The sequence below is a fragment of the Paludibaculum fermentans genome (assembly GCF_015277775.1).
Lineage (GTDB): Bacteria > Acidobacteriota > Terriglobia > Bryobacterales > Bryobacteraceae > Paludibaculum > Paludibaculum fermentans.
In genome coordinates, this window is the sequence record NZ_CP063849.1 from 1,168,706 (window position 1) to 1,194,306 (window position 25,601).

The 25,601-nt window shown below is 63.3% G+C and carries 26 protein-coding genes; 17 read left to right on the forward strand and 9 right to left on the reverse strand.

The window, feature by feature from the left end; genetic code table 11:
- The first annotated feature begins 44 nt into the window (after positions 1-44).
- The 3 genes from IRI77_RS04655 (at position 45) to IRI77_RS04665 (ending at position 3,259) form a co-directional block, all read left to right on the forward strand.
- Positions 45-1,004, forward strand: a complete 960-nt coding sequence (locus IRI77_RS04655) for an AAA family ATPase (protein WP_194450913.1) — start codon at positions 45-47, stop codon at positions 1,002-1,004.
- 5 nt (positions 1,005-1,009) lie between these two features.
- Positions 1,010-2,083 (forward strand): redox-regulated ATPase YchF, encoded by a 1,074-nt coding sequence (gene ychF, locus IRI77_RS04660; RefSeq protein WP_194450914.1) that lies wholly within the window; start codon positions 1,010-1,012, stop codon positions 2,081-2,083.
- 87 nt (positions 2,084-2,170) lie between these two features.
- The gene (locus tag IRI77_RS04665; RefSeq protein WP_194450915.1) at positions 2,171-3,259 is read left to right on the forward strand and encodes an alpha/beta hydrolase; all 1,089 of its coding nucleotides are present in this window, start codon (positions 2,171-2,173) and stop codon (positions 3,257-3,259) included.
- Here the strand turns inward: IRI77_RS04665 and IRI77_RS04670 are convergent.
- From IRI77_RS04670 to IRI77_RS04690, 5 genes are read right to left on the reverse strand one after another with little or no spacing between them, the layout of a single operon-like run.
- The gene (locus IRI77_RS04670; RefSeq protein WP_194450916.1) at positions 3,244-5,004 is read right to left on the reverse strand and encodes a glycoside hydrolase family 36 protein; all 1,761 of its coding nucleotides are present in this window, start codon (positions 5,002-5,004) and stop codon (positions 3,244-3,246) included. The two genes, IRI77_RS04665 and IRI77_RS04670, sit on opposite strands and share 16 nt — an antisense overlap.
- A gap of 2 nt (positions 5,005-5,006) precedes the next feature.
- Entirely contained in the window at positions 5,007-6,059 is a 1,053-nt protein-coding gene (locus IRI77_RS04675) for a family 20 glycosylhydrolase (RefSeq protein WP_194450917.1), read from the reverse strand.
- A 28-nt stretch (positions 6,060-6,087) separates the two neighbouring features.
- Positions 6,088-7,572, reverse strand: a complete 1,485-nt coding sequence (lnt, locus tag IRI77_RS04680; RefSeq protein WP_194450918.1) for an apolipoprotein N-acyltransferase — start codon at positions 7,570-7,572, stop codon at positions 6,088-6,090.
- Positions 7,572-8,504 carry a lipoyl synthase gene (lipA, locus tag IRI77_RS04685; protein ID WP_194450919.1) on the reverse strand — a complete coding sequence of 311 codons (933 nt, stop codon included), beginning with the start codon at positions 8,502-8,504 and terminating at the stop codon, positions 7,572-7,574. Before lipA ends, lnt begins: the two co-directional genes overlap by 1 nt.
- Positions 8,504-9,160, reverse strand: a complete 657-nt coding sequence (locus IRI77_RS04690; RefSeq protein WP_194450920.1) for a hypothetical protein — start codon at positions 9,158-9,160, stop codon at positions 8,504-8,506. The genes lipA and IRI77_RS04690 overlap by 1 nt, the downstream gene beginning before the upstream one ends.
- 151 nt (positions 9,161-9,311) lie before the next feature.
- Between IRI77_RS04690 and IRI77_RS04695 the strand changes: the two genes are divergently transcribed.
- The 9 genes from IRI77_RS04695 to IRI77_RS04735 all read left to right on the forward strand — a co-directional run bounded on the left by IRI77_RS04695 (position 9,312) and on the right by IRI77_RS04735 (position 16,164).
- On the forward strand, positions 9,312-9,716 hold the full coding sequence (locus tag IRI77_RS04695; RefSeq protein ID WP_194450921.1) for a YkgJ family cysteine cluster protein: 405 nt from the start codon (positions 9,312-9,314) through the stop codon (positions 9,714-9,716).
- Between the two features lie 113 nt (positions 9,717-9,829).
- Positions 9,830-10,168 (forward strand): flagellar basal body rod protein FlgB, encoded by a 339-nt coding sequence (locus IRI77_RS04700; protein ID WP_228486602.1) that lies wholly within the window; start codon positions 9,830-9,832, stop codon positions 10,166-10,168.
- The gene (flgC, locus tag IRI77_RS04705) at positions 10,165-10,602 is read left to right on the forward strand and encodes a flagellar basal body rod protein FlgC (protein WP_194450922.1); all 438 of its coding nucleotides are present in this window, start codon (positions 10,165-10,167) and stop codon (positions 10,600-10,602) included. Before IRI77_RS04700 ends, flgC begins: the two co-directional genes overlap by 4 nt.
- Positions 10,603-10,609: 7 nt before the next feature.
- Entirely contained in the window at positions 10,610-10,906 is a 297-nt protein-coding gene (gene fliE, locus IRI77_RS04710) for a flagellar hook-basal body complex protein FliE (RefSeq protein ID WP_194450923.1), read from the forward strand.
- Positions 10,907-10,928: 22 nt separating this feature from the next.
- Complete coding sequence (gene fliF / locus IRI77_RS04715; RefSeq protein ID WP_194450924.1) at positions 10,929-12,635, forward strand: flagellar basal-body MS-ring/collar protein FliF; 1,707 nt, start codon at positions 10,929-10,931, stop codon at positions 12,633-12,635.
- Positions 12,632-13,675, forward strand: a complete 1,044-nt coding sequence (gene fliG / locus IRI77_RS04720) for a flagellar motor switch protein FliG (protein ID WP_194450925.1) — start codon at positions 12,632-12,634, stop codon at positions 13,673-13,675. The genes fliF and fliG overlap by 4 nt, the downstream gene beginning before the upstream one ends.
- Entirely contained in the window at positions 13,665-14,396 is a 732-nt protein-coding gene (locus tag IRI77_RS04725; protein WP_194450926.1) for a FliH/SctL family protein, read from the forward strand. Before fliG ends, IRI77_RS04725 begins: the two co-directional genes overlap by 11 nt.
- Positions 14,393-15,715 (forward strand): FliI/YscN family ATPase, encoded by a 1,323-nt coding sequence (locus tag IRI77_RS04730; protein ID WP_194450927.1) that lies wholly within the window; start codon positions 14,393-14,395, stop codon positions 15,713-15,715. The genes IRI77_RS04725 and IRI77_RS04730 overlap by 4 nt, the downstream gene beginning before the upstream one ends.
- 8 nt (positions 15,716-15,723) lie before the next feature.
- Entirely contained in the window at positions 15,724-16,164 is a 441-nt protein-coding gene (locus IRI77_RS04735) for a flagellar export protein FliJ (protein ID WP_194450928.1), read from the forward strand.
- Positions 16,165-16,175: 11 nt separating this feature from the next.
- On the opposite strand, the gene IRI77_RS04740 is transcribed toward IRI77_RS04735, so the two are convergent.
- The 3 genes from IRI77_RS04740 to rpmF are packed head-to-tail and all read right to left on the reverse strand — an operon-like array spanning position 16,176 to position 19,328.
- A complete protein-coding gene (locus tag IRI77_RS04740) occupies positions 16,176-18,131 on the reverse strand; it encodes a protein-disulfide reductase DsbD family protein (RefSeq protein WP_407674028.1) in 1,956 nt (651 codons plus the stop codon).
- A complete protein-coding gene (plsX, locus tag IRI77_RS04745) occupies positions 18,076-19,104 on the reverse strand; it encodes a phosphate acyltransferase PlsX (protein WP_194450930.1) in 1,029 nt (342 codons plus the stop codon). Before plsX ends, IRI77_RS04740 begins: the two co-directional genes overlap by 56 nt.
- 41 nt (positions 19,105-19,145) lie before the next feature.
- Positions 19,146-19,328: a 50S ribosomal protein L32 gene (gene rpmF, locus IRI77_RS04750; protein WP_194450931.1), complete on the reverse strand. Its 183-nt coding sequence runs from the start codon at positions 19,326-19,328 to the stop codon at positions 19,146-19,148.
- A gap of 205 nt (positions 19,329-19,533) precedes the next feature.
- Between rpmF and IRI77_RS04755 the strand changes: the two genes are divergently transcribed.
- The 5 genes from IRI77_RS04755 (at position 19,534) to IRI77_RS04775 (ending at position 25,039) form a co-directional block, all read left to right on the forward strand.
- The gene (locus tag IRI77_RS04755) at positions 19,534-20,067 is read left to right on the forward strand and encodes a hypothetical protein (RefSeq protein WP_194450932.1); all 534 of its coding nucleotides are present in this window, start codon (positions 19,534-19,536) and stop codon (positions 20,065-20,067) included.
- 178 nt (positions 20,068-20,245) lie between these two features.
- Positions 20,246-21,421 (forward strand): WG repeat-containing protein, encoded by a 1,176-nt coding sequence (locus IRI77_RS04760; RefSeq protein WP_194450933.1) that lies wholly within the window; start codon positions 20,246-20,248, stop codon positions 21,419-21,421.
- A gap of 302 nt (positions 21,422-21,723) precedes the next feature.
- Positions 21,724-22,956 carry a glycosyltransferase family protein gene (locus IRI77_RS04765; protein WP_194450934.1) on the forward strand — a complete coding sequence of 411 codons (1,233 nt, stop codon included), beginning with the start codon at positions 21,724-21,726 and terminating at the stop codon, positions 22,954-22,956.
- A 122-nt stretch (positions 22,957-23,078) separates the two neighbouring features.
- The gene (locus tag IRI77_RS04770) at positions 23,079-24,392 is read left to right on the forward strand and encodes a sensor histidine kinase (protein WP_194450935.1); all 1,314 of its coding nucleotides are present in this window, start codon (positions 23,079-23,081) and stop codon (positions 24,390-24,392) included.
- Positions 24,389-25,039: a response regulator gene (locus IRI77_RS04775; RefSeq protein WP_194450936.1), complete on the forward strand. Its 651-nt coding sequence runs from the start codon at positions 24,389-24,391 to the stop codon at positions 25,037-25,039. Before IRI77_RS04770 ends, IRI77_RS04775 begins: the two co-directional genes overlap by 4 nt.
- On the opposite strand, the gene IRI77_RS04780 is transcribed toward IRI77_RS04775, so the two are convergent.
- Complete coding sequence (locus IRI77_RS04780; RefSeq protein WP_194450937.1) at positions 25,032-25,550, reverse strand: YceD family protein; 519 nt, start codon at positions 25,548-25,550, stop codon at positions 25,032-25,034. The genes IRI77_RS04775 and IRI77_RS04780 overlap by 8 nt on opposite strands.
- Positions 25,551-25,601 lie beyond the last annotated feature (51 nt).

A 25,601-nucleotide genomic window follows, 5' to 3' on the forward strand; every position in this document is an offset into this window, starting at 1 on the left:
GCGGTGAGCTGTCTTCGCTGAAGAATCGCTATCATAGAAACAACATGCACGGCCCTGAGGCCGCGGTCTCGGCCGCAACCAGATTGGCAGAACTCGAAGCGTCGCTGAACGCGGTGATCCGCGGCAAGGCCGATGTCATTCGTATGTCGGTAGTGTGTCTGCTGTCGCGCGGGCACCTGCTGATTGAAGACGTCCCCGGTGTCGGGAAAACGACGCTCGCCCAGGCCCTGGCCCGCACGGTGAGCTGCGGCTTCCAGCGCCTGCAGTGCACGGCCGACATGCTGCCCGGCGACATCCTGGGCGTCACCATTTACAACGCCCGCACGGGTGAGTTCGAATTCAAGCCCGGCCCCATCTTCACCAGTTTCCTGCTGGCCGACGAGATCAACCGCGCCACGCCCAAGACGCAGTCGGCGCTGCTGGAGGCGATGAACGAACGCCAGATTTCGATCGACGGCCACACTTACCCCATGGCGGAGCCGTTCCTCGTCATCGCCACGCAGAATCCGGTGGAGCACCACGGGACTTACCCGCTGCCGGAATCGCAGCTCGACCGCTTCCTGATGCGGTTGCGCATCGGGTACCCTGACCGCGCCAGCGAACGCGAGATCCTGCGCCAGTCGCCTGGCGTGAACGGACCCGCTCCGCAGGCCATCCTGACGCCTGAGGAATTGCTCAGCGCGCAACTGGCGGCGGAGCGCGTCAGCGTGGACGAATCGCTTGTCAGCTACATGCTGAGCATCGTCGAAGCCACGCGTTCGCACGAATCGCTGCTGCTGGGCGTCAGCCCGCGCGGCGCGCAGGCGCTGTATCGCGCCGTGCAGGCCCTGGCCCTGCTGGAGGGCCGCGACTACGTTCTTCCGGACGACATCAAACGCCTGGCCGTGCCGGTATTTGCGCACCGCGTGGTTCTCAACCAGCGGGTGTCGCTCTCCAACCGCTCGACGGAAACGGCCGAGCGGCTACTGGCCGAAATCCTGAACCGGGTAGAAGTTCCCCTATAAGTTTTATGAAAACAGCCATTCTCGGTCTCCCCATGACGGGCAAGACCAGCTTGTTCACTATCCTCACGGGCGTACACGAAGCCACCCGCGTGGGCACCATGGAAGCGCGCGTCGGCATGACCAAGGTGCCAGACCAGCGCATCGACGCCCTGGCCAAGATCTTCCTGCCGCCGAAGATCACTTACGCCACCATCGAATTCCTCGACTTCCCGGCTATCTCCAAGGAAGCCCTGCGCGACCCCAGCTACCTCGCCAGCCTGCGCGTGGTGGACGCCATCGCCCACGTGGTCCGCGTGTTTGAAGACGACACCGTGCCGCACGAGAAGGGCAACGTCGATCCGCGCCGCGACATCGAAGACCTCGACATGGAACTGATCCTCAGCGACCTGGTCGTCGTCGAAAAGCGCCTGGAACGATTGGAAAAGGAACGCAAGAAGATCCGCGACCAGTCACTGGACCGCGAATTCGAGCTGCTGGAGATCGCCAAGGGCAAGCTGGAAGCGGGCGAACCGCTGCGGGCCTGGGAACTCGAACCGGCCGACGAGAAGCTGCTGCGCGGCTTCCAGTTCCTGTCGCAGAAGCCGATCCTGCTGGTGATGAACCTCGGCGAAGCCGATGCCGCCACCCTGCCCGAGAAGGAAGCCAGCCTGCGCGAGCAACTTCTCTCCGGCAAGGCCAACGCCGAGCTTTGCGCGGTCTGCGGCAAGATCGAGGCCGAACTGTCAGAGCTTTCGCCCGAAGAGGCTGCCGAGTATATGACCAGCTACGGCCTGCCCGGCAGCAGCCTGGGCCGCCTGATCAACGTCATGTACCGCCTGCTGGGCCTGATGAGCTTCCTCACGGCCGGCGAGACGGAAGTGCGCGCCTGGACGATTCCGATCAACTCCACCGCCGTGAAAGCGGCCGGCGCCATCCACTCCGACTTCGAAAAGAAGTTCATCCGCGCCGAAGTCGTGAACTGGCAGACGCTGGTCGACCAGAACGGCTATGGCGGGCTGCGCGAGAAGGGCCAGCTCCGGCTGGAAGGCAAGGAGTACATCGTCAAGGATGGCGATGTGCTGGTGATCCGCCACAGCTAGGCAAACTCGTGGTCCGCCCGCCTTCGGGTAGGGCGGACCGCCCGATCCCGCTCTGCCACCCTCGTCAGCCTGTTACGGAGGATCCGCATGAAGCAGCTCCGCACCGTCCTGTTGTTGCTGACGGCCCTGTTCAGCGCCGCCTGCCAGGCCCAGCCACGTGTCGAAACCGGCACGTTGAACGGCGCCAGCTACCGCATCGACGTCCCGGCGCGCTGGACCGGCGTCCTGCTCGTCTACTGCCACGGCTACGACGGCAACCCCGTCAAATTCGCGCAGAACGAGAAGCCGCAGTTCTCGGGCTTTCTCGACAGCGGAGTGGCCGTCATCCAATCCGGCTACGCCGCTGGAGGCTGGGCGGTCGAGCAGGCCATCCAGGACACGGAAGCCCTGCGCCGCTATTTCACCGGCAAGTACGGCAAACCCGTCGAGACCTTCGTGATGGGCCATTCCATGGGCGGCTTCCTCACCATGACCCTGCTGGAGAAGTACCCCAGCGCCTACGATGGCGGCCTCGCGCTGTGCGGCCCTCTGGGCTCCGCCGAACAGTTCGTGCAACACCGCGTCTTCGACATGCGCGTCGTCTTCGACTTCTACTTCCCGGGCGCCTTGCCCAACCCGGCCAAGGTGCTGGCGTCCTATCGCATGACGTCCGAGAAGACCGCCGAGATCGAAGCCTTACTGAAGTCAAAGCCGCAGCAAGCCGCCGCGGTCCGCCAATGGGCCGGCATTCCTACTGACCACGACCTCGCCGATACGCTCGTCTTCTGGACCTACGTCCTGCTCGACCTGCAGCAGCGCGGCGGCGGCAACCCGTTCGACAACCACGACACCATCTACAGCGGCTCGCCCGACGACAACAAGCTGAACGACGGCGTGACGCGCTATACCGCCGATCCCCGCGCCGCCGAGTACGTCCGCACGTATTACACGCCCACCGGCCGCCTCACGCGCCCCATGCTCGCCATCCACACCACCTACGACCCGCTAGTGCCGCCCGCGGTGCCCAACGCCTACGCCGATCTCGTCCGCTATGCCGGGGCAGGGCAGTGGTTCGCGCAGCAGTACGTCCGGCGCGGCGGCCACTGCTCCATCACGCCGCAGGAGACGGAACGAGGCTTCCGCGCGCTGCAGATGTGGAAGTCGTCCGGCAAACGCCCCGTTCAGCCCACCAACTGAAACACCCGCCCCGAGTGCGGCGGCATGTCCGGCACCTCGCAGTCGCCCTTGTGCCTGCCCATGTCCTCGCCGGTAAGGAAGTCCTTCACCTGCACAAGGCCCGGCAGCAGGAACGACTGCGTCACCGTCTTGTCGGACCAGTTCAGCACGAACACCAGTTCGTGGCCCGGCCGCTTCATCCGGCCGATTTTAAACTCGGGATCAAACGCCGCCGCCTGCCCCGTGGGCCGCAGCTTCAACAGCAGCGCCTGGCGCTCCGGCGTCATCTTCGTCAGATCATCGCCCGATAGCAGCATGCCGCCCGTGGCGTAGGTCGCCGCGGCATGGAACATGAATTCGTCCTCCGGCAGCCCACCCAGCAGCACCAGCGCGTCGGGATCGTTCCACCACAGCCGGCCGTTCTGCCAGGCGCGGTTCAGATTCTCGCTGGCGACCATGCTCACCGTGCTCCACTTGCGCGAGATGTCGCCCGACGATCGCGACCCGTGAATTAACCCCAGCGACGGCCACATGGGATGGTTGCAGCCCAGCAGGAAGCTGCGCCCCGCGCCTTCGATGATCGCTTCCATGCCGCGCCGGTAGGCCTCGACGCGCGTCGCCTTGCCATCCGACAGCCGGCCGCCGTGCATCGCGCCCCAGAAGTTCGCGTCCATCTTGAAATAGGTGACGCCCCACTCCTGGTTCATCGTCCGGAACACCGATTTGAGATGCTGCTGCACCGCCGGCTGTGTCGCATCCAGCGCGTACCACGGCCCTCTCCGCCACCCGCCGAACGTCACCTTGTTCGACGCCAGCGGCGCGCCCTGTTCATCCTTCATGAACCAGCCCGGATGCTCAGTGAACAGCTTGGACTTCTCTTCCGCGATGAACGGAGCCACCCAGATCGCCGGCTCAAACCCGCGCGTCTTGATCTCCTTCAACACCGCCCGGATATCGCCGCCGAACGCCGTCCCCGTCTCCAGCCAGTCGCCCATCGCTGGCTGATACCCGTCGTCGATCTGCACGTACTTCAAATTCGGAGCGTTTTTGGCGATCCACTCCAGGTTGTCGCGCACCTGCTGCGCCGTCACCTTCGGTCCGAAGCAATACCACGAGCACCAGCCCTCCGGCGGAGTGGCCCACTTCAGCGGCGGATGATTCTTCGCGATCAGCCCGCCCAACTGCTCGAACAGCGCCGCGCGGTTAGTCCCTTCCAGCCGGACAAACTCCTCCAGCGGCCACGTCTGCCCCGGGGCCAGCTCCAGCCCCTCGCAATCCAGCGTGACCTGCAGCGTCGACGCCCGGAAATGGAACCGCCCCACGTACCGCCGCGACGACGTGAACGCCATCAGCTCATGCCGGTTGGCCGCCGGCGACAGGCACGCTACGCTATACACGGTGGTCGCGTCCGCCGGCTCCGGGATCCGGTAATGCTTCCTGTCGAGATATCCGCCGATGGCCGTAGGCGCACCCAGCGTGCCGCCAGTCTGGCTCAGCATCGTGAAGCCTTCGCCGTACAGCTTGGTCTCCGGTCCATACCCGTGCGGACCCTCGAACAGCACGATCTCGCGCAGCCGCACCGGTTGTGCTCCGCTATTCGTGACGCTCGCGCGGCACACCGGCCCGGTCCAGCGCCGTGTCACTTTGCAGGCCGCCGCCTCGGCTCCGTCCAGCCCGATGGCCCGCGCCGGAGTCTTGTCCAACGCAGTGCCCACGACGGCCGGAGCCGCCAGCATCGAAAAGTTGAATTCGCGTCGAGTCAGCATGGCTAATTCATCGTCCTCAATTCGGCGAAAAGGGCGCGGAAGCACTCCACCGCCTCCGGCACGCCCTGCTTCGGCGGCTCTCCTTCTCCAAAGTACGCGCGGACAAACGGTCCGAAGCCCACCCACGTCGTCTGCAGCATGCCCAGCATCCGGTCGCCCACCGGTTTGGTGGAATGCGCGCGGGCGTCGCGGATCTGCGCCAGTTGGCCCAGCGCCACCGGCGTCTTCTTCCACGGCGAACTCACTACGCGAAAGCCCGACAGCGCGAAGTAGGTGCCCGTCGCGTGCGGAGCCTCATAGTGCCAGTCGTTGATCACCACGTCCTTCGGGATCAGCGCCAGCGCCGCAGCCGTGTCGTTCACGCTCGCCTCCCACTTGCCAATGCCCGTCACCTTGCCGTCGATCAGCCGGTCGCCCCAGATCCACAGCTCCTTCTTCTGCTTCGCCAGGTGCGCGTGGATCGCCTTCACCTCATTCGCGAAGAGCTCGGCCTTGTTGCGGCCCCGGCATCGCTTGCACTCCTTCTCGCCCAGCAGGAACACTTCGTCCATGCCGGCGTGAAACGCATCGGCGCCGGTCACGGCCATCAGCTCGTCGATCAGGTCGAACAGCACGCCGTGTACCTTGGGATGCCGCGGGCAGTAGCTGCGGCAGTAAATGTCCTTGTTCTCGGGATACATCTTCGGCGTCTCATCGAACTCCGGATGAGCCCGCAGCAGGCCGAACGTCGTCTTCGCCCACGACTGGTGGCCCAGCAGGTTGATCAGCGGAATCAGCCGCACATTCGCCTTGCGGCACGACGCGGCCAGTTGGCGCACCTGATCCGCCGACAGCGCGTTGGCGTCCACCACCTCCGGATGGCTGGCGTACTGATAGCGGTAGTTGAACTCCAGGATCAGGACGTTCACGCCCTCCTTCGGCAGCGCCTCTTCGATGAAGCGGATCGCCAAGGGCATCTCTTCCGGCGAGGGGGCGCCCAGGTGGATGCCGCGCACCGGCAGCGGAGCCGCCTGCGCGCACAGCACCAGAATCAGCGGGAGAAACAATCGAAGCATGGCGCGCCCATTTTACTGCGCCAGGCGGTTACTCCGCCGGACGATAGGTGGGGAGCTGCGTGTAGACAACTCCAGCCAGTCCGGCAGCCAGGCACAGCCACGCGAACCAGTCGCCATATTCCGTGTAAAGCGTCTTTGTCCGGTTCCAGCCAAAGCGCAGCCGGCCGCTGGTGAGCTTGAACTCGGGCAGCCGGTCCCAGATGCGTCCCGCCGGGTCGATTGACGCCGTAATACCGTCGTTGGCCGGCCGCAGCACCCAGCGCTGGTTCTCCACCGCCCGCATCCGCACCAGTTGCAGATGCTGCTGCCGCGCGATGCCGCGTCCGAAGTAGCCGTCGTTCGTCAGGTTGATCAACACTTCCGCGCCGCTCCTGGCGAACTCGCGGATGTAGCTGGGGAAGGCTGATTCGTAGCAGATGAACGCGCCCAGCGTATGGCCTTCCGTGATAAACACCTTCGGACCCGGCCCGGGCGCGTAGTTGCCCGCCTCGCTCGAGATCTTCTGGATCCAGCCAAAGCCCGCCGGAATGTACTCGCCGAACGGCACCAGGTTCACCTTGTCATAGCGCCCCAGCAACTGCCCTTCCGGACCCAGCAGAATGGCCGAGTTCAGGGGCTCTTTCTGGGCCGAGTAGGCCACGCCCGTGAACAGCAGCGGAGCCCCGGCCAGCCGCGCCGCGCCGGTCACCTGCTCGCGGAACGCCGCATCGTCGTAGTAGTAAAACGGAGCCGGAGCCTCGGGCCACAGCACCAGGTTCGGCTTGGGCTTGGACACGTCCAGCGACTCCTGCAGCGTCAGCAGGGACAGCCGCTTCACCACCCGTTCCTTCTCCTCGGCGGTCCACTTCACGTCCGCGCCAATGTTGGTCTGGATCGCCGCGGCCTGCGCGTCGGGCGCCTTGGTGGGGCCGGCGATCGGCAGGATGTACAGCAGCACCAAAGGCAGCAGCCACGCCAGTTGGCGGCGGTCGCGCCGCAGCGCCACCATCGTCAACCCGGCGGCCAGCAGGGCGAAGATGAATGATAAACCGTATACTCCGAACACCGGCGCCGCCCGCAACGGAGCGGCCATCTCGATGCCCGCATTCCCCAGCGTCAGCCAAGCGAACCCGAGAGTGCCGTGTGTGCGCTCAATGCCGGTCCACAGCGCCGCGACGGCTGGAATGGCCCACGAGCGATTCAGGACGAACCCGGCCAGCCAGGCAAAGACCGCCATGTGGAGTCCCTTGGCGGCGGCAAACAGCACCACGGCGAGCCAACTGAGCGGTCCGGTCAGTCCGCCATAGGCCGCCAGCACATCGCGGATCCAATGGCACACGATCACCCAGTAGAGGAACCCGCACAGCCAGCCCCACAGGAAACGATGCTTGCCGTCCGGCTCCTGCGCGAGCGCATACAGCAGCGGCGTCAGCGCGACCGGAGCGAGCAGGGGGATCTGAAACGGCGGGAAGAGAACGATGAGAAAAACGGCCGTCAAAATGGAACCGGCCAGGGACAACTGCCAGCGGTACATTACACCTGCGCCTCGGGGCGCGCCTCCCGGGCCGAATGGTTCACCAGGTCGGCCATGTAACTGGAACGGACGAACGGTCCGGCGAAGACCTTCTTGAACCCGATCGATTCGCCGTACGCCTGCCAGCGCTCGTAGCGGTCCGGCGTCACATGCTCGGACACTTCCACATTGCGCCGCGTCGGTTGCAGGTACTGCCCGATGGTCGCCACATCGGCGTGCACGCCTCGCAGGTCGCGCAGCAGCCCGTTGACCTCGTCTTCCGTCTCACCCAGGCCCACCATCAGGCCCGATTTGGTCAGGACGTCGGCCCGATAGCTCCGCGCGAAGCCCAGCACGTCCAACGACTGCTGGTAGTTCGCCTGCGGCCGGATCCGGCGGTAGAGCCGCGCGATCGTCTCCATGTTGTGGTTGAACACATGCGGCCCGGCGTCCAGCACGCGCGCCACGGCGTCCAGGTCGCCGCAGAAGTCCGGAGTCAATACCTCCACCGTCGCCTCGGGCAGGGCTGCCCGCACGCGGCGCACGGTCTCGGCGAAATGGTGCGAGCCGCCATCAGCGAGATCGTCGCGATTCACGCTGGTGATCACCACATAGCGCAGGCCCATCTGCGCCGCCATGCGGGCTACATTCTCAGGCTCCAGCGGATCGATGGGCATCTCCTGCTTTTCCGGCGAACCCTTGGGCACGGAGCAGAACGTGCAGCCCCGCGTACAGATATTGCCCAGGATCATGAACGTCGCCGCGCCGCGGTGGAAGCATTCGTGAATGTTCGGGCAGCGCGCCGACTCGCACACCGTGTGCAGGTTGTGGCCGCGCAGGTCGTTCTTCAGCAACTGCACCGAATGGAAATGCGTATCCGGCTTGCGCAGGAACTCCGGCAGCCGCAGGCGCTGCTTCTTGGGCCGTGGGTCCAGCTGGACGAGGGAATCCATCAATATTTCACGACGTACGGAGATTTGACACCCAGTTCAATCAGCTTCAGGCGCGCATTGGCCACGGCTTCGTTGCCGCCCAGCGGTCCGATGATGACGCGGAACAGCTCACTCGACTTCGGCGAAGGCGTGACGAAGCCGTGCAACCCGGTCTTGCCGCCGATCGCGCCCAGCATCGATTCCGCCTCGGCCCGGCGCGTCGCCGCTGCCTGCAGGTACATGCCCGCCGGCGGAGCCTGCACGAATCCGCCCTGCGCCGCACGGGTCGGCTCCGGCTTCGGAGTCTCCTTCTTGGCGGCTTCCTTCTTGGGCGTTTCCTTCTTCGGGGCGGGCGGCGGTTCCACCTGTTTCTTGGGAGCCGGCTCGGGCTGGCGCTCAATGGGCTGCTCGGCCGGTTTCTCCAGCGGCTTCTCGACCGTTTCCGGTTCAGTAGCCGCGGGGATGGTCTCCTTCGGAGGATTCGGCGCGTCGACAGACAGCGGAGCCTTGTCCACCGGCTTGTTCTGCGCCACCGTCGTCCCGGCGCCGGTGCTGCGGCCGGCCAGGAATCCCATGGTGAAGAAGACGCCCAGCAGTACGATCACGATGAACAAAACGCTGAGCAGTTGTTTGTTTCCAAGGATGAGTTCAAACTCGCCGTCGTCTCTGGCTGCCATAAACTAACCGCCGTCTCCCTAAAACATCCATCCGGCAAAATGTTGCGCGAATCGCTCGCGCACAATGCCTTATTGTCGAGAATACCCCCCATCGCCCGGCCGGCACAACCGCCATCCCGGCAGAACCGCTATCCTGTCCGGTATGGAAGGCGTGCGTTTCACCTGCCAGCCCGGCTGTACCCGCTGTTGCGATATGGAAGGCTATGTCTATATCACGGAACAGGATCTGAAGAATGCAGCAGGGCAGTTGGGCCTCACTCCTGCCGAGTTTGAGAAGAAATACGTCTATCGCACCCGCCACCTGCTGCGCCTGCGCAAACCGCGCGACCGCCAGTGCCATTTCCTGCTGCACGGCGGCTGCTCGATTCATGAGAACAAACCCACCCAATGCCGTCTCTTCCCCTTCTGGCCGGAACTGCTCGAGAGTCGCAAGGAATGGGAGAAAACCGGCCGCCGCTGTCCTGGAATCGGCAAGGGCCGCCTGATCCAAATTGGTACAGCGCATGAAACCGCTTCCGAAATGAAACTCGCCTACCCCTCGATGTACGAGGACTAAGCCCTTTCCCTCGCTCCTTCCAATTCAATCATTCTAAAGGTCCGATTCTCCTAATAGCGGCCCACCCGCGGCCGATAAGCCCTTGGCCACACATCTGCATGGGATCCATCAACATGCTACCGGCCATCACCGCCCGCCTCGAAGGCTACATGGACCTGCTGGCAGACCGTCAGAAGCTCGTCGCGGCCAATCTGGCGAACCTCGATACCCCCGGCTATCGCACCAAGGATCTCGACTTCCAGTTCGAATTCCTTTCGCAGACGCCCGGCGGCACGCCCAACGTGATCGAACCCACGGGTCTCACCATGAAGAACGATGGCAACAACGTGAGCCTCGACCGGGAATCGCGCCTGCTGGCCGAGAATGCCCTGCGCTTCAACGTCGCCACCAACCTGCTGCGCAACGAACTGCGCACCGTCCGCAAGGCGATCGAGGAGGGCAAGGGCGCATGAGCCTCTTCAACCTCTTATCCGTCAGCGCATCCGGCATGGCCGCCCAGCGGGCCCGCGCCGAAGTCATCGTCGAAAACCTGGCCAACTCCGAGACCACCCGCACGCCCGATGGTGGTCCCTATCGCCGCAAGGACGTCGTCTTCGAATCCGAGGCCCAGGCATCACCCTTCTCCGCCGTCTTCCAGACCGAGATGTCCGCCGGGTCGATGGGGGTCGGGATCTCGCAGGTCGTTGAGGACAGCCGTCCGCCGGACATGCGCTACCAACCCAGCCACCCCGACGCCGACGCCCGCGGCTACGTCGCCTTCCCGCATATGAGCCCGGCCGAGGAGATGGTCGACCTCATGGGCGCCACCCGCGGCTACCAGGCCAACGTCGCCGCCATCTCGGCCGTGAAAGACATGGTTTCCAAATCCATCGACCTGATGAAGTGAGCCGCCCATGACCATCCCGCCCATTTCTCCCATTCAACTGCCGCCCAGCATCGGCCAGATCCGGGTGCAGGTGCCCGGCGGCGGTGAAACGTTCCGCTCCGTCATGAATGGAGCCGTCGAGTCGGTGAATGCCATGCAGAACGACGCCCACGCCAGCATGGAGAGCTTCCTGAACGGAGAGGGGCAGGACCTGCACAAGGTCGCCCTCGACCAGCAGAGGGCCGGCATCGCCTTCGACCTCTTTCTCCAGGTTCGCAACAAGATGGTCTCGGCTTACCAGGAAGTGATGCGCATGCAGGTCTGAGCGACTGCAAGTGTAAGAAGCGATGGGCCAGTTCAAGCAAATCCTCGCCGGTCTGACGCTGCGCCAGCGGCTCGTCATCCTGGTGGCCACCGCCGCCGTAGTGGCCGGCATCGTGTTCGGCATCCACTGGAACAAGGAACGCGACCTGCGCCCGCTCTTCACGGAAGTCAGCGCCGAGGATTCCGGCGCGCTGGTGGAACGGCTCAAGGCCGCCAACGTCGCTTACAAAGTGGCCGACAACGGTACGATCCTCGTCCCGTCGGCGCGTGTGGCGGAGCTCCGCATCGAGATGGCCGCGGCCGGCCTGCCGCGCACCGGGCGCCTGGGTTTTGAGCTCTTCGACAAGACAAACCTCGGCACGACAGACTTCGCCGAGCATGTGAACTTCCGCCGCGCCCTGGAGGGTGAACTCGAACGCAGTGTCATCTCCCTGGCCGAGGTCGACCGCGCCCGAGTCCACGTGACGTTCGCCAAGGAGTCGGTTTTCGCCGATACGCGCCAGCCGGCCAAGGCCAGCGTGATGCTGCGGCTGCGGCCCGGCGCGAAACTCTCGGCCGCCAATGTCGTGGCGATTCAGCACCTGACGTCCAGCGCCGTGGAAGGGCTGGCGCCCGAGTCCGTCTCCGTTCTCGACATGAGCGGCAACCTGCTCAGCAAGCCGCACCGCGATGCCGATTCGGATACAGGCAACTCCAGCGCCATGTTGGAGTTCCGGCAGGGGCTGGAGCGCGACTACCTGGCCAAGATCCGCTCCACGCTCGACCCCCTGCTGGGCTCAGAGAAGTACCGCGCCGGTATCAGCCTGGAGTGCGACTTCACCAGCGGCGAGCAGAGCGAGGAGGTCTTCGATCCCAACCGCTCCGTCATGCTCACGTCGCAAAAGACTGAGGACGCCAGCGGGCTCGCGGCCACTGCCGGAGTCCCCGGTGCGGCCTCCAACTTGCCCCGGCCGGTCCCTCGCGCCGGCAGTTCGGGTGGCGGCGTCTCGCGCAAGACGGAAAACGTCTCCTACCAGACAAGCCGCACCATCAAGCATCTGAAACTGCCTCTCGGCACGGTGAAGCGGCTCTCCGTTTCCATCCTGCTGGACCAGGCGTTGCGCTGGGAGGGCACCGGCCCCAAGGCGCGGCGTGTGCTGGAGCCGCTCTCGCCCGACACGCTCAAAATCGTCAAGGACGTCGTCGCCGGCACGGTCGGCTTCCAGGCGGAGCGCGGTGACGCGCTGCTGGTGGAAACCCTGCCCTTTGAAGCGACCCTCGCCCTACCGCCGCCCGAGGCGCCCCCGTCCCGCCAGGCGCCCGCCGTCGGCCCCAGCGGCTACAGCATGCCGGCCTGGATGAAGCCGCTGCTCGACAAGGCGCCGCTACCCGTCTGGTTGGGCGCTGCGTTCGCCCTGCTGGTAGTACTCGGGGTTGTGATCTTCATCGTGATGCGCGGCTTGATTCGCAGGCGCCGCCCGACGGTGCACGCGGTCGAAGCGGGCGCGCCTCAGCTTCAAGGTTCGCCGCCGAAGGACGAAAAGAACTTCGAGGAGCAGGCGATGGCGGTCATGGCGGGCAACCAGTCGGAACAGGATCGCGTGGATCGCGAGGCGCTGCTCTCCCTGCAGATGCCTCCGCAGACCAAGAAGGCTGAGGTGTTGAAGAAAGTGATCATGGAGGAGTCGAAGAGGGATCCCGCCGCCACGGCGCAACTCATCCGGACCTGGTTGTCGGAGCAGCGTTCATGATCACGAACATGACGCCCGACAAGGAAGCGGCCGCTCCGAAGTATTCGGGCGCGCAGAAAGCCGCGGTCCTCATGCTCACCCTGGGCGACCAGCTTGGCGGCGAAGTACTGAAGCATATGGAGGAGGACGAGGTCGCCGACATCGGCAAGGAACTCGCCCGAATCCCCACCATCACCGCGGAGGATGCGGAGTCGATTCTGGAAGAGTTCTACCAGATGTCGATGGCCCACGACTATGTCCTCAAGGGCGGCATCGACTACGCGCGCAAGATCCTCATCAATGCCTTCGGGGCCGAGGCCGCCAAGAAAATCCTGGATCGGCTGGTAAAGATGTTGGGCCACGAGGCGGCCAGCTTTGATGCTCTCCAGAAGGCGGACCCGCAGCAACTCGCCAAGTTCATCCACAGCGAGCATCCGCAGACCATCGCCCTGATCCTGAGCCACCTGAATCCATCGCAGGCGGCGGGGCTCCTCTTCTCCCTGCCGGTCGACCTGCGGGCCGATGTTTCGTTGCGCATGGCGAGCCTGGATCAGATTTCGCCGGAGATTATCTCCAAGATTGCCATCATTATCGGGCAAAAACTAAAAGCATTGGGTGAACTCAGTCGTGAATCCTATGGCGGTGTTCGCGCCGTGGCCGAGATGTTCAACCGTCTCGACTCCTCCTCCAGCAAAGAGATTCTGGACAACATTGAACACAATGACGCGAACCTGGCTGAGACGATTCGCCACCTGATGTTCGTGTTTGAGGACCTCCTGCTGATCGACCAGAACGCCATCAAGGAGGTGCTGGGCCGCATCGACCGCAAGGTGCTCACCGTCGCCTTGAAGGGGACCAGCGAGCAGCTGAAGAACCACTTCCTGCAGAGCATGTCCCAGCGCGGTGCCGAGATGATGCGCGAAGACATGGACTCGCTGGGCCCGGTCAAGATCAAGGAGGTCGAGGCTTCGCAGCAGCAGATCATCTCCATCGTGCGCCAGTTAGAGACCGAGGGCGTCATCAGCCTGAAGGGTACTGTTGGCGAACAGTATGTCGTTTAAAGCCATGGCGTCGAGAATCCGCCCGGCCGGCGCGGAGTTGCTTCTGCCCGTGGTCGAGTGGCCTCGTGTCGGGGACCCCGTGGCCAAGCCGGAAGTTCTACCCGGTCGTCCGCAGGAGGCGCACTCGCAGGCCGCGCCTCCGCAGTCCGCGCCTCCGCAGTCCGTTGAGAAGCAGAAGGCGGAGATCCAGAGGATGGTCGACCAGCAGGTCCAGGCACGATTGCAGTCGGAACGGCAGGAGTCGTTCCGGCAGGGCGAGGCCGCGGGCCGGCAGAAGGCTGCCGCTGAAACGGAGGCGGTGGTGGAGCGCATGGCCCGTTCCATTGAGGAAACTGCCGGCATGAAGGGCCGCCTGCGCCGCCAGGCTGAGCGCGATGTGGTGGCTTTGGCACTGGCGATGGCGCGGCGAGTCCTGCGCCGCCAGATCGTGATCGACGAAGAGGCGCTACTCGGCCTGGTGAAGGCCGCGTTCGAGAACGTCTCGCTGCGGGAAGTGACCGAGGTCCGCGTCCATCCCCAGTTTGTCGCCCGCCTTCAGGGCCATTTGAGCCGCATCGGCGCACCCGAGGCGATCCGCATTCAGGGCGATCCGGGGCTCGAGATTGGAGGCGTGATCGTCGAAACGGGGCGGGGCAGCCTCGACGCCTCCATTGATACGCAAATGGACGAGATCGCCCGCGGTCTCTCCGACGCTTTGACTTTACGGGAGGGTGCGGCATGAGCGCCCCCTGGATGGACGTGGCTCGCCTGGAGCGTGCCATCGCCAACAGCAAACCCGTGCGATCCATCGGCACCGTCACTCGGACCGTCGGCCTGCTGGTGGAATCGCGCGGGCCCGCTGTCGGGGTGGGCGAATTCTGCGAGATCCTGACCCGCGCCGGCACTCAAATCCGTACTCAGGTGATCGGATTCAGGGACGGCCAGGTTCTCTCGATGCCCCTGGAGGAAGTAGCCGGTCTCCAACTCGGAGACACGATCGTGGCCCGGGCAGGGGAGTCGCGAGTGGCCGTCTCCGACGGTCTGATCGGCCGTGTTCTGGACGGTTTTGGCCGGCCCATGGACGGTGGACCGCCGGTCGAGCCGGAAGCATGGTACGACATCTATGCCGCGCCGCCCGGACCGCTGGAACGCGAATCGATCACCGACCCGCTCGTCACCGGCATCCGGGCGTTGGACGGTTTCCTCACCTGCGGCCGCGGCCAGCGTGTCGGCATCTTCGGCGGCAGCGGCGTCGGCAAGAGCACTCTCTTGGGAAGCCTGATCCGCCATCACAATGCCGATGTGGCGGTCCTGGCGCTCGTAGGCGAGCGCAACCGCGAGGTGCGCGACTTCATTGAGCACGAGATCGGGCCGGAGGGCATGAAGAAGACCGTCCTGGTGGTGGCGACCTCTGACCGGCCGTCGCCGCTCCGGGTTCGGGCCTGCTTCCTGGCCCTGGCCGTCGCCGAGTACTTTCGCGACAAGGGGAAAGATGTCCTGCTGATCGCCGACTCGGTCACCCGCCTGGCCATGGCCCAGCGCGAGATCGGGTTGGCGGCCGGAGAGCCGCCCAGCCAGAAGGGCTACACCCCCAGCGTGTTCCAGATGCTGCCGCGCGTCTTTGAGCGCGCCGGCCGGTTCAAACACGGCTCCATCACCGCGTTTTTCACCGTACTCGTGGAGGGCGACGACATGAACGAGCCGATCGCCGACGCGGTACGCGGCATTCTCGATGGACATATAGTGCTATCCCGCGCGCTGGGCCAGAAGGGGCACTATCCGGCAATCGACGTCCTGCAATCGGTCTCGCGTTTGGCTTCGCGTGTCGCAAAGGGTGAGCAGAAGGACGCGGCGAACCGGCTCAGGGAGACCCTTGCGTTACTACAGTCGTCAGAAGATCTCATCCGCATCGGGGCCTATATCGGCGGCAGCAATGCGCAGCTCGATTCGGCGATCGCGCGCCAGAAGGAAATCCAGGACTTTCTCCGGCAGAAACCGGAGGAGCACACGCCCATCGGGGAGACGCTGCAGCGTATGAGACGGCTTGTCACAGGAGAGTAATCCATTACATGAAGAAATTCCTGTTTCCGCTTGAAAAATTGAGAATGTTTCGCCAGTCATCGCTCGATCAGCAGCTCGTCGCGCTGGAGAGCGCGCTGGCCGAAGCGCGGGATCTGGAGGAGCGGCAAGAGGCGCTTGCCCTGGAGGAGCGCCGGGCGACCACCGCCGTGCGCAGCTTGAAGATCGTCCCGGTTCAGGAATTGGTGGCCCTGGAGGCGTTCCGGCATTGGACGGAGAAGGAACTACTGAAGCTTCAAGCGGATGCCGTTCGGATCGAGCAGAAGATCCAGGAGCGGCGGGAAGCGGTTGTAGCGGCGCAGATCGAGGTGGAATCGCTGACCACCCTACGTGAAAGCCGGCTGCACGCCTGGCGCGCCGAGGTGGATCGGGAGACCGAGGCGACCGTGGCCGAACTGGTCGTGGCGCGATGGGGGCGCGATGAGCGCTAAGTGCTGTTTAATCAAGAGCCGCTAGAGCTAGAGTTCAAGAACTTCAGGAACTCTTGCGGGTCCTTGGTCAGGCCGGCGTAGGAGCCCTTCGGCTGCTGCTCGGCATCGAAGATCGCATAGTACGGAATCGCGACCGTCTTGAAGAGGTTGTCCTGCCGCTGCTGGTTCTGCTCGCTGGCGGCATCGGTCCCGTCGGTATAGAGTTCGACCAGCACGAAATTGCCGAGCGCTTCGGCGATCTCGGGTCGCGGGAACATGTTCGCCTTCATCCAATGGCAGTTGGTGCAGGCGTAGCCGGTAAAGGCAACGAGCACCTTCTTGTTCTCGGCCTTGGCTTTGGCAATCGCGCCATCGAAGTCATTTTTCATCCACTTAGAGGAAGTAGTTCCAGTAGAACTTGAGGCCGAGCCTTCCGGCGGTGCGGGAATGTAGGCCTCGAGTTCGCCCAGGCGGCCGCCGTTCATGCCGGGAATCAGGCTGAGCGCGAAACCGAGCAGCGCAATGCCGACTAAAAGCCGGGAGGGCGTGACATCCTCATCAGCGCGGATGCCTTCCATTCTGAGGAAGCCGAGCAGGTACAAGCCGGGTAGGGCAAACAGCACCACCCACAAAGCGAGAAAGCGTTCCCGGGTCAGGAGCCCCAGTTGCAGCACCTGGTCGACATTCGACAAGTACTTTAACAAAGCGGCCATAACCAGAAAGCCCAAAACGATTTTGACGCGTGCCATCCAGCCGCCGCTGCGGGGCATCTTCTTCAGGAAGGACGGGAAGAGCGCCAGCAGGAAGAATGGCGACGAGAGGGCGCTGGAGAACGCCAGCATGCCCAGGATGGGCTGCATCTTGTCACCGCCGACCGAGGCCGCGAGCAGAGTACCCATGAACGGTCCGATGCAGGCAAACGACGCCAGGCTGAACGTGAGCCCCATTAACAGCGTCCCGACGATGCCGCCCTGATTGGAGGCGATGTTCAACTTGGTCAGGAGGCCCGTGGGCAGCGTGATCTCGAAAGCACCTAAGAGGCTGAGGCCAAAGGCGAAGAAAACAAGACAGATCAGCCCATTGACCCAGGGGTTCGAACCCAGCTGGACCACGGCGAACGGGCCCAGGGCCGCGCTCAAGCCGAAGCCGATGCCAGTGAACAGGACAACGATCCCCAGGCAGAATACGATGGCCTGCGTGAGTGCCTGCCGGCGCCCGCCGCCACCCTGCTGGTTCAGAAAGAACGACATGGTGATGGGGATCATCGGGAAGACGCAAGGTGTGAAGATGGCTGCCAAGCCGAAGCCGAAAGCCAACAGCAGGAACGATCCCAGATCCTGTTTCTGGCCGCCTGCAGGCGCCTGGCCGGCCGGAGTCGCCGCCGCAGGGGTTGGCGCCGTGGCGGCTGGTTCAAACTTCACCAGACCTGCCGGAATGTCGCTCTTTGTGGCTGCGGCGTTCGCGGCTACTTCGACCTTTGCGATAGCCGTCACCTTCTTGGGCGGTAGGCATTCCTTCTCGGTGCAGAGCTGATAGCGCATTTGCGCCGTGAGTTCCAGCGGACCCGCCGGAGCGTCTTTCGCCAGCTCGACCTGAACCACAAAAGTCTTCTCGCCTGAATAGGTTTCGGTGTCCAGGTTAAAGTTAGGGTCGAAGTGACGGACGGGCTTCGGAGTCCAGATGTCGAACTTGGCGATGGCCGGGGACTCTGCCAGTTTGACGGTTGTCGTAGTAGGGCCACCCGTCGGTCCCGGCTTCGGCGTCGTCAGCGAGTACATGTGCCACGGTTCCTGAAGTTTTAGTTTCAGTTCCGCGGTGAAGGTGCTTCCAGGGGCGACCCGAGGAGAAGACGGAGTGAGGGTCCAGGTGGCGGGGGTAGGCCTCTGGCCGAATGCGCAAAGGGTGGAGAGGAGGGCGAGAGCGAGGAGGCGGCTAGACTTCGGGGTCGTTTGTGGAGCTGGCCTGCCAACGCTGGATTTCGATCTCAATCCTATCGTTGACGTGTTCCGTAGCCGACTCAGTGGCCACCCGGATTGCATTGCGAATCGCATTGTCATTCGACCTTCCATGGCAGATGATGACGACCCCTTTGACGCCGAGCAGTGGAGCTCCTCCGTACTCGGAGTAGTCCATGCGCTTGCGGAAGTCCTTGAACGCCTGGCGGCTGAGCACGTAGCCAATCTTGCTGGCAATCGTTGATTCCAACGATTCCTTCAACATGTGCTTTATGACATCAACCAGACCTTCACTGACCTTCAACGCCACATTGCCGATGAAGCCGTCGCAGACGATGACATCGGTGAGCCCGGTGTACAGGTCGCGGCCTTCCACGTTGCCGACGAAATTCAACGGCAGCGCCTTCATCAGGGAAGCAGCGCTCTTTGTGAGCTCGTTGCCTTTATGATCCTCTTCCCCAATAGATAAAATCCCGACGCTCGGCGATTCGGTATGAAAAACGAGCCGGGAGTAAATCTCGCCCATGACAGCAAATTGGGCGAGCATCTGTGCGGAGGAGTCCACATTGGCGCCCACGTCGACCAAAACCGCGGGTTTGCCTTTGATGGTGGGAAAGGCTTGCGCCAGCGCGGGCCGGTCCACGCCGGGGATCATGCCAAGAACGGTCTTCGAGATTGCCATCACCGCGCCCGTATTGCCGGCGGAGATCCAGCCCTGCGCTTCGCCGTCCCGTACGAGACGTGCGGCCACACGCATACTGGAGTCCCGTTTGGTGCGGAGCGCCTTGGCCGGATTGTCCTCCATAGTGACAACCTCAGTGGCGTTCACAATCCGGATGGGGAGCTTCTTCCAGCCGTCGAACTTCTTGAGTTCGGCCTGGAGGACCTGCTCTTTTCCAACCAAAAGAATGTTAACGTCCTGGGTGCTGGCAGCCTGAACGGCTCCGCTCACTTCGGGGACGGGGGCGTGGTCGCCCCCCATGGCGTCGACAGCGATGGTGATCATTCAATCGACAACAACTGTGGTATGTACAGGAGAGCCGGAGGCTACTCCTGCACCACTTCAATCACTTCCCTGGTCTTGTACCAACCGCAATGGGGGCAGGCACGGTGGGGCAGTTTCATCTCGTGACACTTCGGGCACGAGCTCAAGCCCGCGGCCTTCAGGGAGTCGTGCGTGCGGCGCGCGGACGTACGGCGCTTGGAATGGCGTCGCTTCGGATTCGGCATGGCTTCCTTCCTTTGGAGGCTATCCGTCTGGTCGAAAAGCCAGAATCGGATGAAAGATAAGACCCTTACAGTATAAGTGATCGTGGGTTGCCATGTCATCCCATGGAGGCTGTAGGGAGCAGATTGCGGCTGTCTCAATCTGGGGCACAAGGCGGCGGCCGAAACCCGCGGCCAACTCCCTCCCTATTAGCGATAGGATGGCTGCATGTGGTACGCCTGCGTCCTGGTCTCGCTGCTGACTACTTCATTTGTACAAGCTCAGCCGGCGGAGGACCGTTTCGCGGCGGTCCGGTTCCTGGAGGGCCATTGGAAGGGCACCGCCACCGGAGAACCCGGGCGAGGCGTCAGCGAGCGGGAATACCGATTCGAGATGAAGGGCCGCTACCTTTCCGTAAAGAATAAGTCGACGTGGGAGATCGTGAAGGGCAAGACGGAGCCGGAGATCCATGAGGACTGGGGCCTATTCAGCTATGACAGGAATCTCAAGGCGGTGGTCCTCCGCCAGTTCCATATAGAAGGATTCGTGAACGAGTACCGCCTGACCGCCAACGAGGCGGACCGCCGCGAGTTCACGACGGTCCAGATCGAGAACCTGCCTGCCGGGTTCAGGGCGCGCGAAGTCTACCGGATCGTCTCCAAGGATGAGTTCATCGAGTCGTTTTCGATCGCCGAACCGGGCAAGGAGTTTCAGCCGTACTCGGAGACGCGGTTCCGGCGGGAGCCCATGCCGGCAAACTGAGGCGGTTGGGTTTCCGGCTCCGGCACTTTCCTCGGCGCGCCGGCGTCTATGAGCGGCAGGAAGTGACTTGGGTAGAAATGCAAAACACGGTTGGAGTCCCACAGCGGAGCCATATCTCGTAGCCTCTTCCCAAGACCCTCGACCAGGACAAATTCGAGCATCAAAGGACCAGCCGCCTGTGCGACGCATTCTCCCACTCTGGACGATACTCTTCGTGGCTGTCGGACTTCTACTCGTCATACGGGATGCACCCGGTTGCTCCTGGCGCTACCAGATCTGGGCGCTTCGCTCCCCCTCGGCCGATCCTCTGTTCCGATTTGAAAGAGACGGCAAGATTGGCTACATCGATGCGCGCGGTGCGATCGCCATGCCGCCCACACTTCCTGTCGGAGGGATGTTCGGCGGTGAGTTCCACGATGGGCTTCTGCTCGTGCGGGACAGTCTGGGGCAACGGTTTATCGATAAGTTCGGAGCGACCGTGCTGCGACCGGATGCCCTGATGGCAAACGATTTCTCAGAAGGACTGGCGGCCGCGGCGCAGGAAAGCGGCAACCCCCGACGAGACAAGTGGGGCTTCATCGATCGGACCGGCCGGTTTGTCGTGGAACCGAAGTTCCGCGGGGTCTCCAGCTTTTCGGAAGGACTCGCTCGAGTCTCCGTCGATGGCGAATTTGGTTCCACCGGTTACATCGACAAATTCGGCAACTTCGTGATACCCCCTCGTTTGTCCACTGGCTCCAGTTTTCACGAAGGCCTGGCTGCTGTCATACTCGACGGACCATGCAGAATCATCAACGGAGGTTCCTGCAGTCGCGCGGAGTACCGGCCGGCAACCCCTAGTGCCAACTACGACTGTAAGTTCAGTTTCATCGACAAAACCGGACGGCCGATCTCCGATTTGCGATTTGACGACGCGAGCGATTTTTCTGAAGGACTCGCGCCAGTGCGTTTGCGTGGAAAGTGGGGCTACGTCGATAAATCCGGCCGAATTGCCATCGAGCCTCAGTTCGAGGTGGCGAGTGCGTTCTCTGAGGGGCTGGCGAGTGTCCGGTCAGAGGGCGGCTACGGATTCATCGACCACTCTGGTGGGTTCGTGATCCGTCCTAGTTTCAAGTTCGTCGAATGCTTCTCCGACGGGCGTGCTCTTGTTTATGAGCTCGACGAGAATAAGGCCGAGGTCTACCACTTCATCGACCGGACTGGTGCTCCCGCCTTTCCAGCCGTGTACACCATCGCTGCATCTTTCCGACATGGCCTTGCGCCTGTCGTGCTGGACGGACCACCGCGATCAGCCAGGCAATTGGCCTGGATCAACACTGCAGGGCAGATCGTCTTCCGTTTCTCAGAGAAATAGCGCCGGCGCAACATCGAGACGGCAAGGCAATTGCCGGATTCCCCGCTCTCGAAGCCTGGTAACATCGGCTGCTCCAGCCTTCCGGCACGTCAGTCTGGTCCAGCGTACTGCTTTGACGCGGTGTTCGCCCGTTCTTGGCCCCCACTCGGTGATTCCCCAAGTCATTGGAAAATATACAGACGTTCGATGGGTCTCCGCCCTAGTACCGCCCGTACCGGGATTCCGTGACGCCCGTACAGTGTTCCTGGGATATGCCCAGGACGCGCCCGCCCCTACCCTGGAATGGAAGGAGGCAAGACTGCATGGCGGACTTCTATCAAACTGGATTGGTTCCTACGCTTCACAGCCTGCGGCGGGACGCGGCGCACCATCTGGACGCTGAACTCAACCGGCTGGGCCGTGAAAAGTCCATCGGCCTCGTTTTGCCGGCCCTCTACTCCGAGTTCGAAACTCCGGCAATGCACGGCATTCTCGATCAACTGCAGCGCGTTACCTGGCTGCGGCGGATCGTCCTGGTGCTCTCGCGCGCCGACGAAGAACAGTACGAGCAGGTGCGCCGCCTGTTTGAGCGCCTGCCTGTGGAATCCACCGTCCTGTGGCTCGACAGCGAGCCGATCCAGGACTTCCTGCGCACCTCGGAAGAGGCTGGCCTGCGCGTGCAAAGCCCCGGTAAGGGCCAGGCCTGCTGGCTGGGTACCGGCTACCTGCTGGCGAAGGGTGACTGCGACGTCATCGCTTTCCAGGACTGCGACATCAAGACCTACCACCGCCACATGTTGTCGCGGCTGGTCTATCCGCTGGTCGCCGAGGATTGCCAGTTCGAATTCGCCAAAGCCTTCTATCCACGGTTCACCGCCCAGTTGAACGGACGCGTCACCCGGCTGTTCCTCACGCCGCTGGTGCGGGCGCTGCAGGATGCCGGAGTCCAAAGTGGATTCTTGCGCTTCCTGGACAGTTTCCGCTACGGCCTGTCCGGCGAGATCGCGATGACCAAGGCTCTGGCGCGCAACCTGCGCGTGTCGCCCGATTGGGGCCTGGAAGTATCGACGCTTTCAGAGGTCTGGCAGAAGGTGCCGGCGATGCGCACCTGCCAGGTGGATCTCACCGACTGCTACGACCACAAACACCAGATCCTGTCGCCGGCCGATTCGTCGCGCGGCTTGAACAAGATGACCCGCGACATCGCCAAGGCGCTGTTCACGGCCGTCTGCCGCGACGGCGCCGTCATGCAGGATGAACTGCTGAAGGCGACGCTGCCGCATTCCTACGCGAAAGCGGCGGGTGAAATGGTGACGCGCTACGCCGCCGACGCCCAGTTCAATGGACTGGACTACGATCTGCACTCCGAGGAGTTCTCGGTGGAACTGTTCAGCGAGTCGCTGGCCGGCGCCGCTCGCGAATTTGTCGAGAATCCGATGGGTGTGCCGGCGCTGCCCAGTTGGCTGCGCATGGAGCACGCCGTGCCCGAGGCCCTCGCGCGGCTGGTCACGGCCGCTGAGCGGGATCCTGCCTGGTTCCAGGTGGCCACGGCCTAGTCAGCCGTCCTGTGTCTTCAAACCAACAAGCGGAGCGAATATGGCGGATACTGGTTTCACACCGGTCAGACCATGCTCCTCCTCTGGTACCTTACCTCCCTCCTCATTCTGGCGGTTCCGGTATGAGCCCGCGCTTCGGCTTCGCGCTCATCGCCGGATTCGGCTCCATGATGGTGCTGACCGCGATTCTGGGCTTCTCCCAGATCCGGCGCACCTCGCAGAGCCAGACTGAACTGATGGCGGCCCAGGAGGCCTACGCCGGAACCGAAGCCCTGCTGTCCCAAATGCGGGCGGATCTGTACAGCATCAACATCGACGTCCGCGACTACCTGCTGGATCGCAACGCCGCCAACGCGGCCGAGTTGAAACAGCAGGTAGTCAGCAGCCGCGAACGGATCCTGAACACCCTCTTCCAATTGGAAAAGCGGCTGGGGCATTCGGTGGATGCCGATACCCTGGCCAAGCTGCGCGACCAGGTGGAAGACTACATTGCCGTGCTGCGGCCGCCGCTGGAATGGTCGTTGGACGTCAAAAACGCCCTGGCCGGCAGCTACACCCGCAACCTGTTGAAACAAAGGCACCAGATCACGCAACTGGCGGCCCGCCTGCAGACCATCAATACCGGCAACCTGCGGCAGGCCGAGGATCGCCTGGAAGAGTCGCAGCGCGAGTTCCGCTACTGGCTGCGCCGCCTCACCTACAGCATTCTGTTCCTCAGCGCCCTGGTCGCCGCCTTGAGTGTGTGGTGGATTGTGCGGTTGGAGCGGCGTGCCCGCAATGCCGAGCGCGCGCTGCGCAACCTGTCCCAGAAACTGGTGCGGGCCCAGGAAGAGGAGCGCAAGGCCCTCTCGCTGGAACTGCACGACCAGGTGGGCCAGATGCTGACCGCGCTGCGTGTGGAGATCTCGAATCTGGGCCGCATCGGCAACGGCGACGCGGAGAAGTTCCAGACGCACGTGCGGCAGGCGAAGGACGTGGCGGAAGGGGCGATGAAGACCGTCCGCGACCTGGCAATGGGCCTCCGGCCATCCATGTTGGACGATCTTGGGCTGGGTCCGGCGATCGGCTGGCAAGCGCGCGAGTTCTCGCGAGTGAGCGGAGTTCCCGCGAATGTACAGATTGATGGAGCCCTGGACGGGCTGACGGAACCGCAGAAGACCAGCCTGTTCCGCGTGGTGCAGGAGGCGCTGACGAACATCACCCGGCACGCCTCGGCCAGCGAAGTGAACATCCGGATCAAGCCGGAAAAGGACCGCGTCCGCCTCAGCGTGAAGGATAACGGCAAGGGCATGGACGTAGCGGCGACACGGCGGCGCGGTCTGGGTATGCTGGGGATGGAGGAGCGCATCCGCGAGCTGGGCGGCGATCTGCAGATCGAATCCGAGCCAGGGCGGGGCACTGAAGTGCAAGCCACCATCCCAAGAAAGAGCGCATGAGCAACATTCAAGTCCTGTTGGTGGACGATCATGGCGTGGTTCGCAAGGGCCTACGCTTTTTGTTGGAGCAGGAGCCGGACCTGGCCGTGGCGGGCGAAGCCGGCGATGGGCGGGAAGCCGTACGGCTGGCCAAGGAGCTGTCGCCCCAGGTCATCGTCATGGATATCGCCATGCCGCAATTGAACGGCATCGACGCGACGGCGCAGATCGTGAAGCAGAATCCAGCGATCGGGGTGTTGATCCTATCCATGCACAACGACGAGGCCTATCTGCTGCGGGCGCTGGAGTGCGGGGCGCGCGGGTTCCTTCTCAAAGACAACGCGGAAGAGGATCTGGTGCGGGCGATCCGCATCGTGGCCAGCGGCAAGCCTTTCTTTAGTCCGGCGATCGCCCAGGCGCTGCTTGAGGACTATATGCGGAACCTGCAGCAGCGGAACCTGCAGGACAGCTACAGTCTGTTGACCGACCGCGAGCGGGAGATCCTGCAACTGCTGGCCGAGGGCCGGTCGAACAAGGATGTCGCGAACCTGCTGGACCTGAGCGTGTACACGGTGGAGACGCACCGCACCCGGATCATGCAGAAGCTGAACCTGCACAATACGGCGGAGCTGGTGCTGTACGCGGTGCGGAAAAAGATTATCAGCTAATATTCTTCAAAGCCGCCAGGCGCGGATCAGTGCGCTTGGCGTGGCAGCCGCAGGGGCCTTCGTTCCGATTCCGGCCGCAGCTGGGGCAGAGGCCCTTGCAGTCTTCCTTGCAGACCGCCCGCATCGGCACGCTGAGCAGGATGAACTCCCGCAACGCGTCCCGCAGGCCCACACCGTCGCCCTCGTAGAACGAGATTTCGACTTCGCCTTCTTCCAGGTGGATTTCTCCCTTCGTTTCGGCTGTTTCCACGGGCCGGTAGAAGAGGTCGAAGTCGTTATCAATGTGCAGGTTAGCCGGATCGAGGCAGAGATCGCAGTTGGTTTCCAGGATGACTTTGGCGTGGCCGCGCAGGCGAATCTCGCCCAGGGTATTGCGGAGCAGTTCGGCTTTCCCGCTGACCTCGAGCCCGCCCAACTGCTGCAACTCCTCGCCGAGCTGCACTTCACCTGGTGCGTAGGTGACTTCAAATAGGATTGGGTGGTGTTCAAGTTCGGTGAGTGTAAAGAACATGGAAGGATCCAGCTCCCTCCATGATACCGCCCTCACCCGGTAGACTTCGAA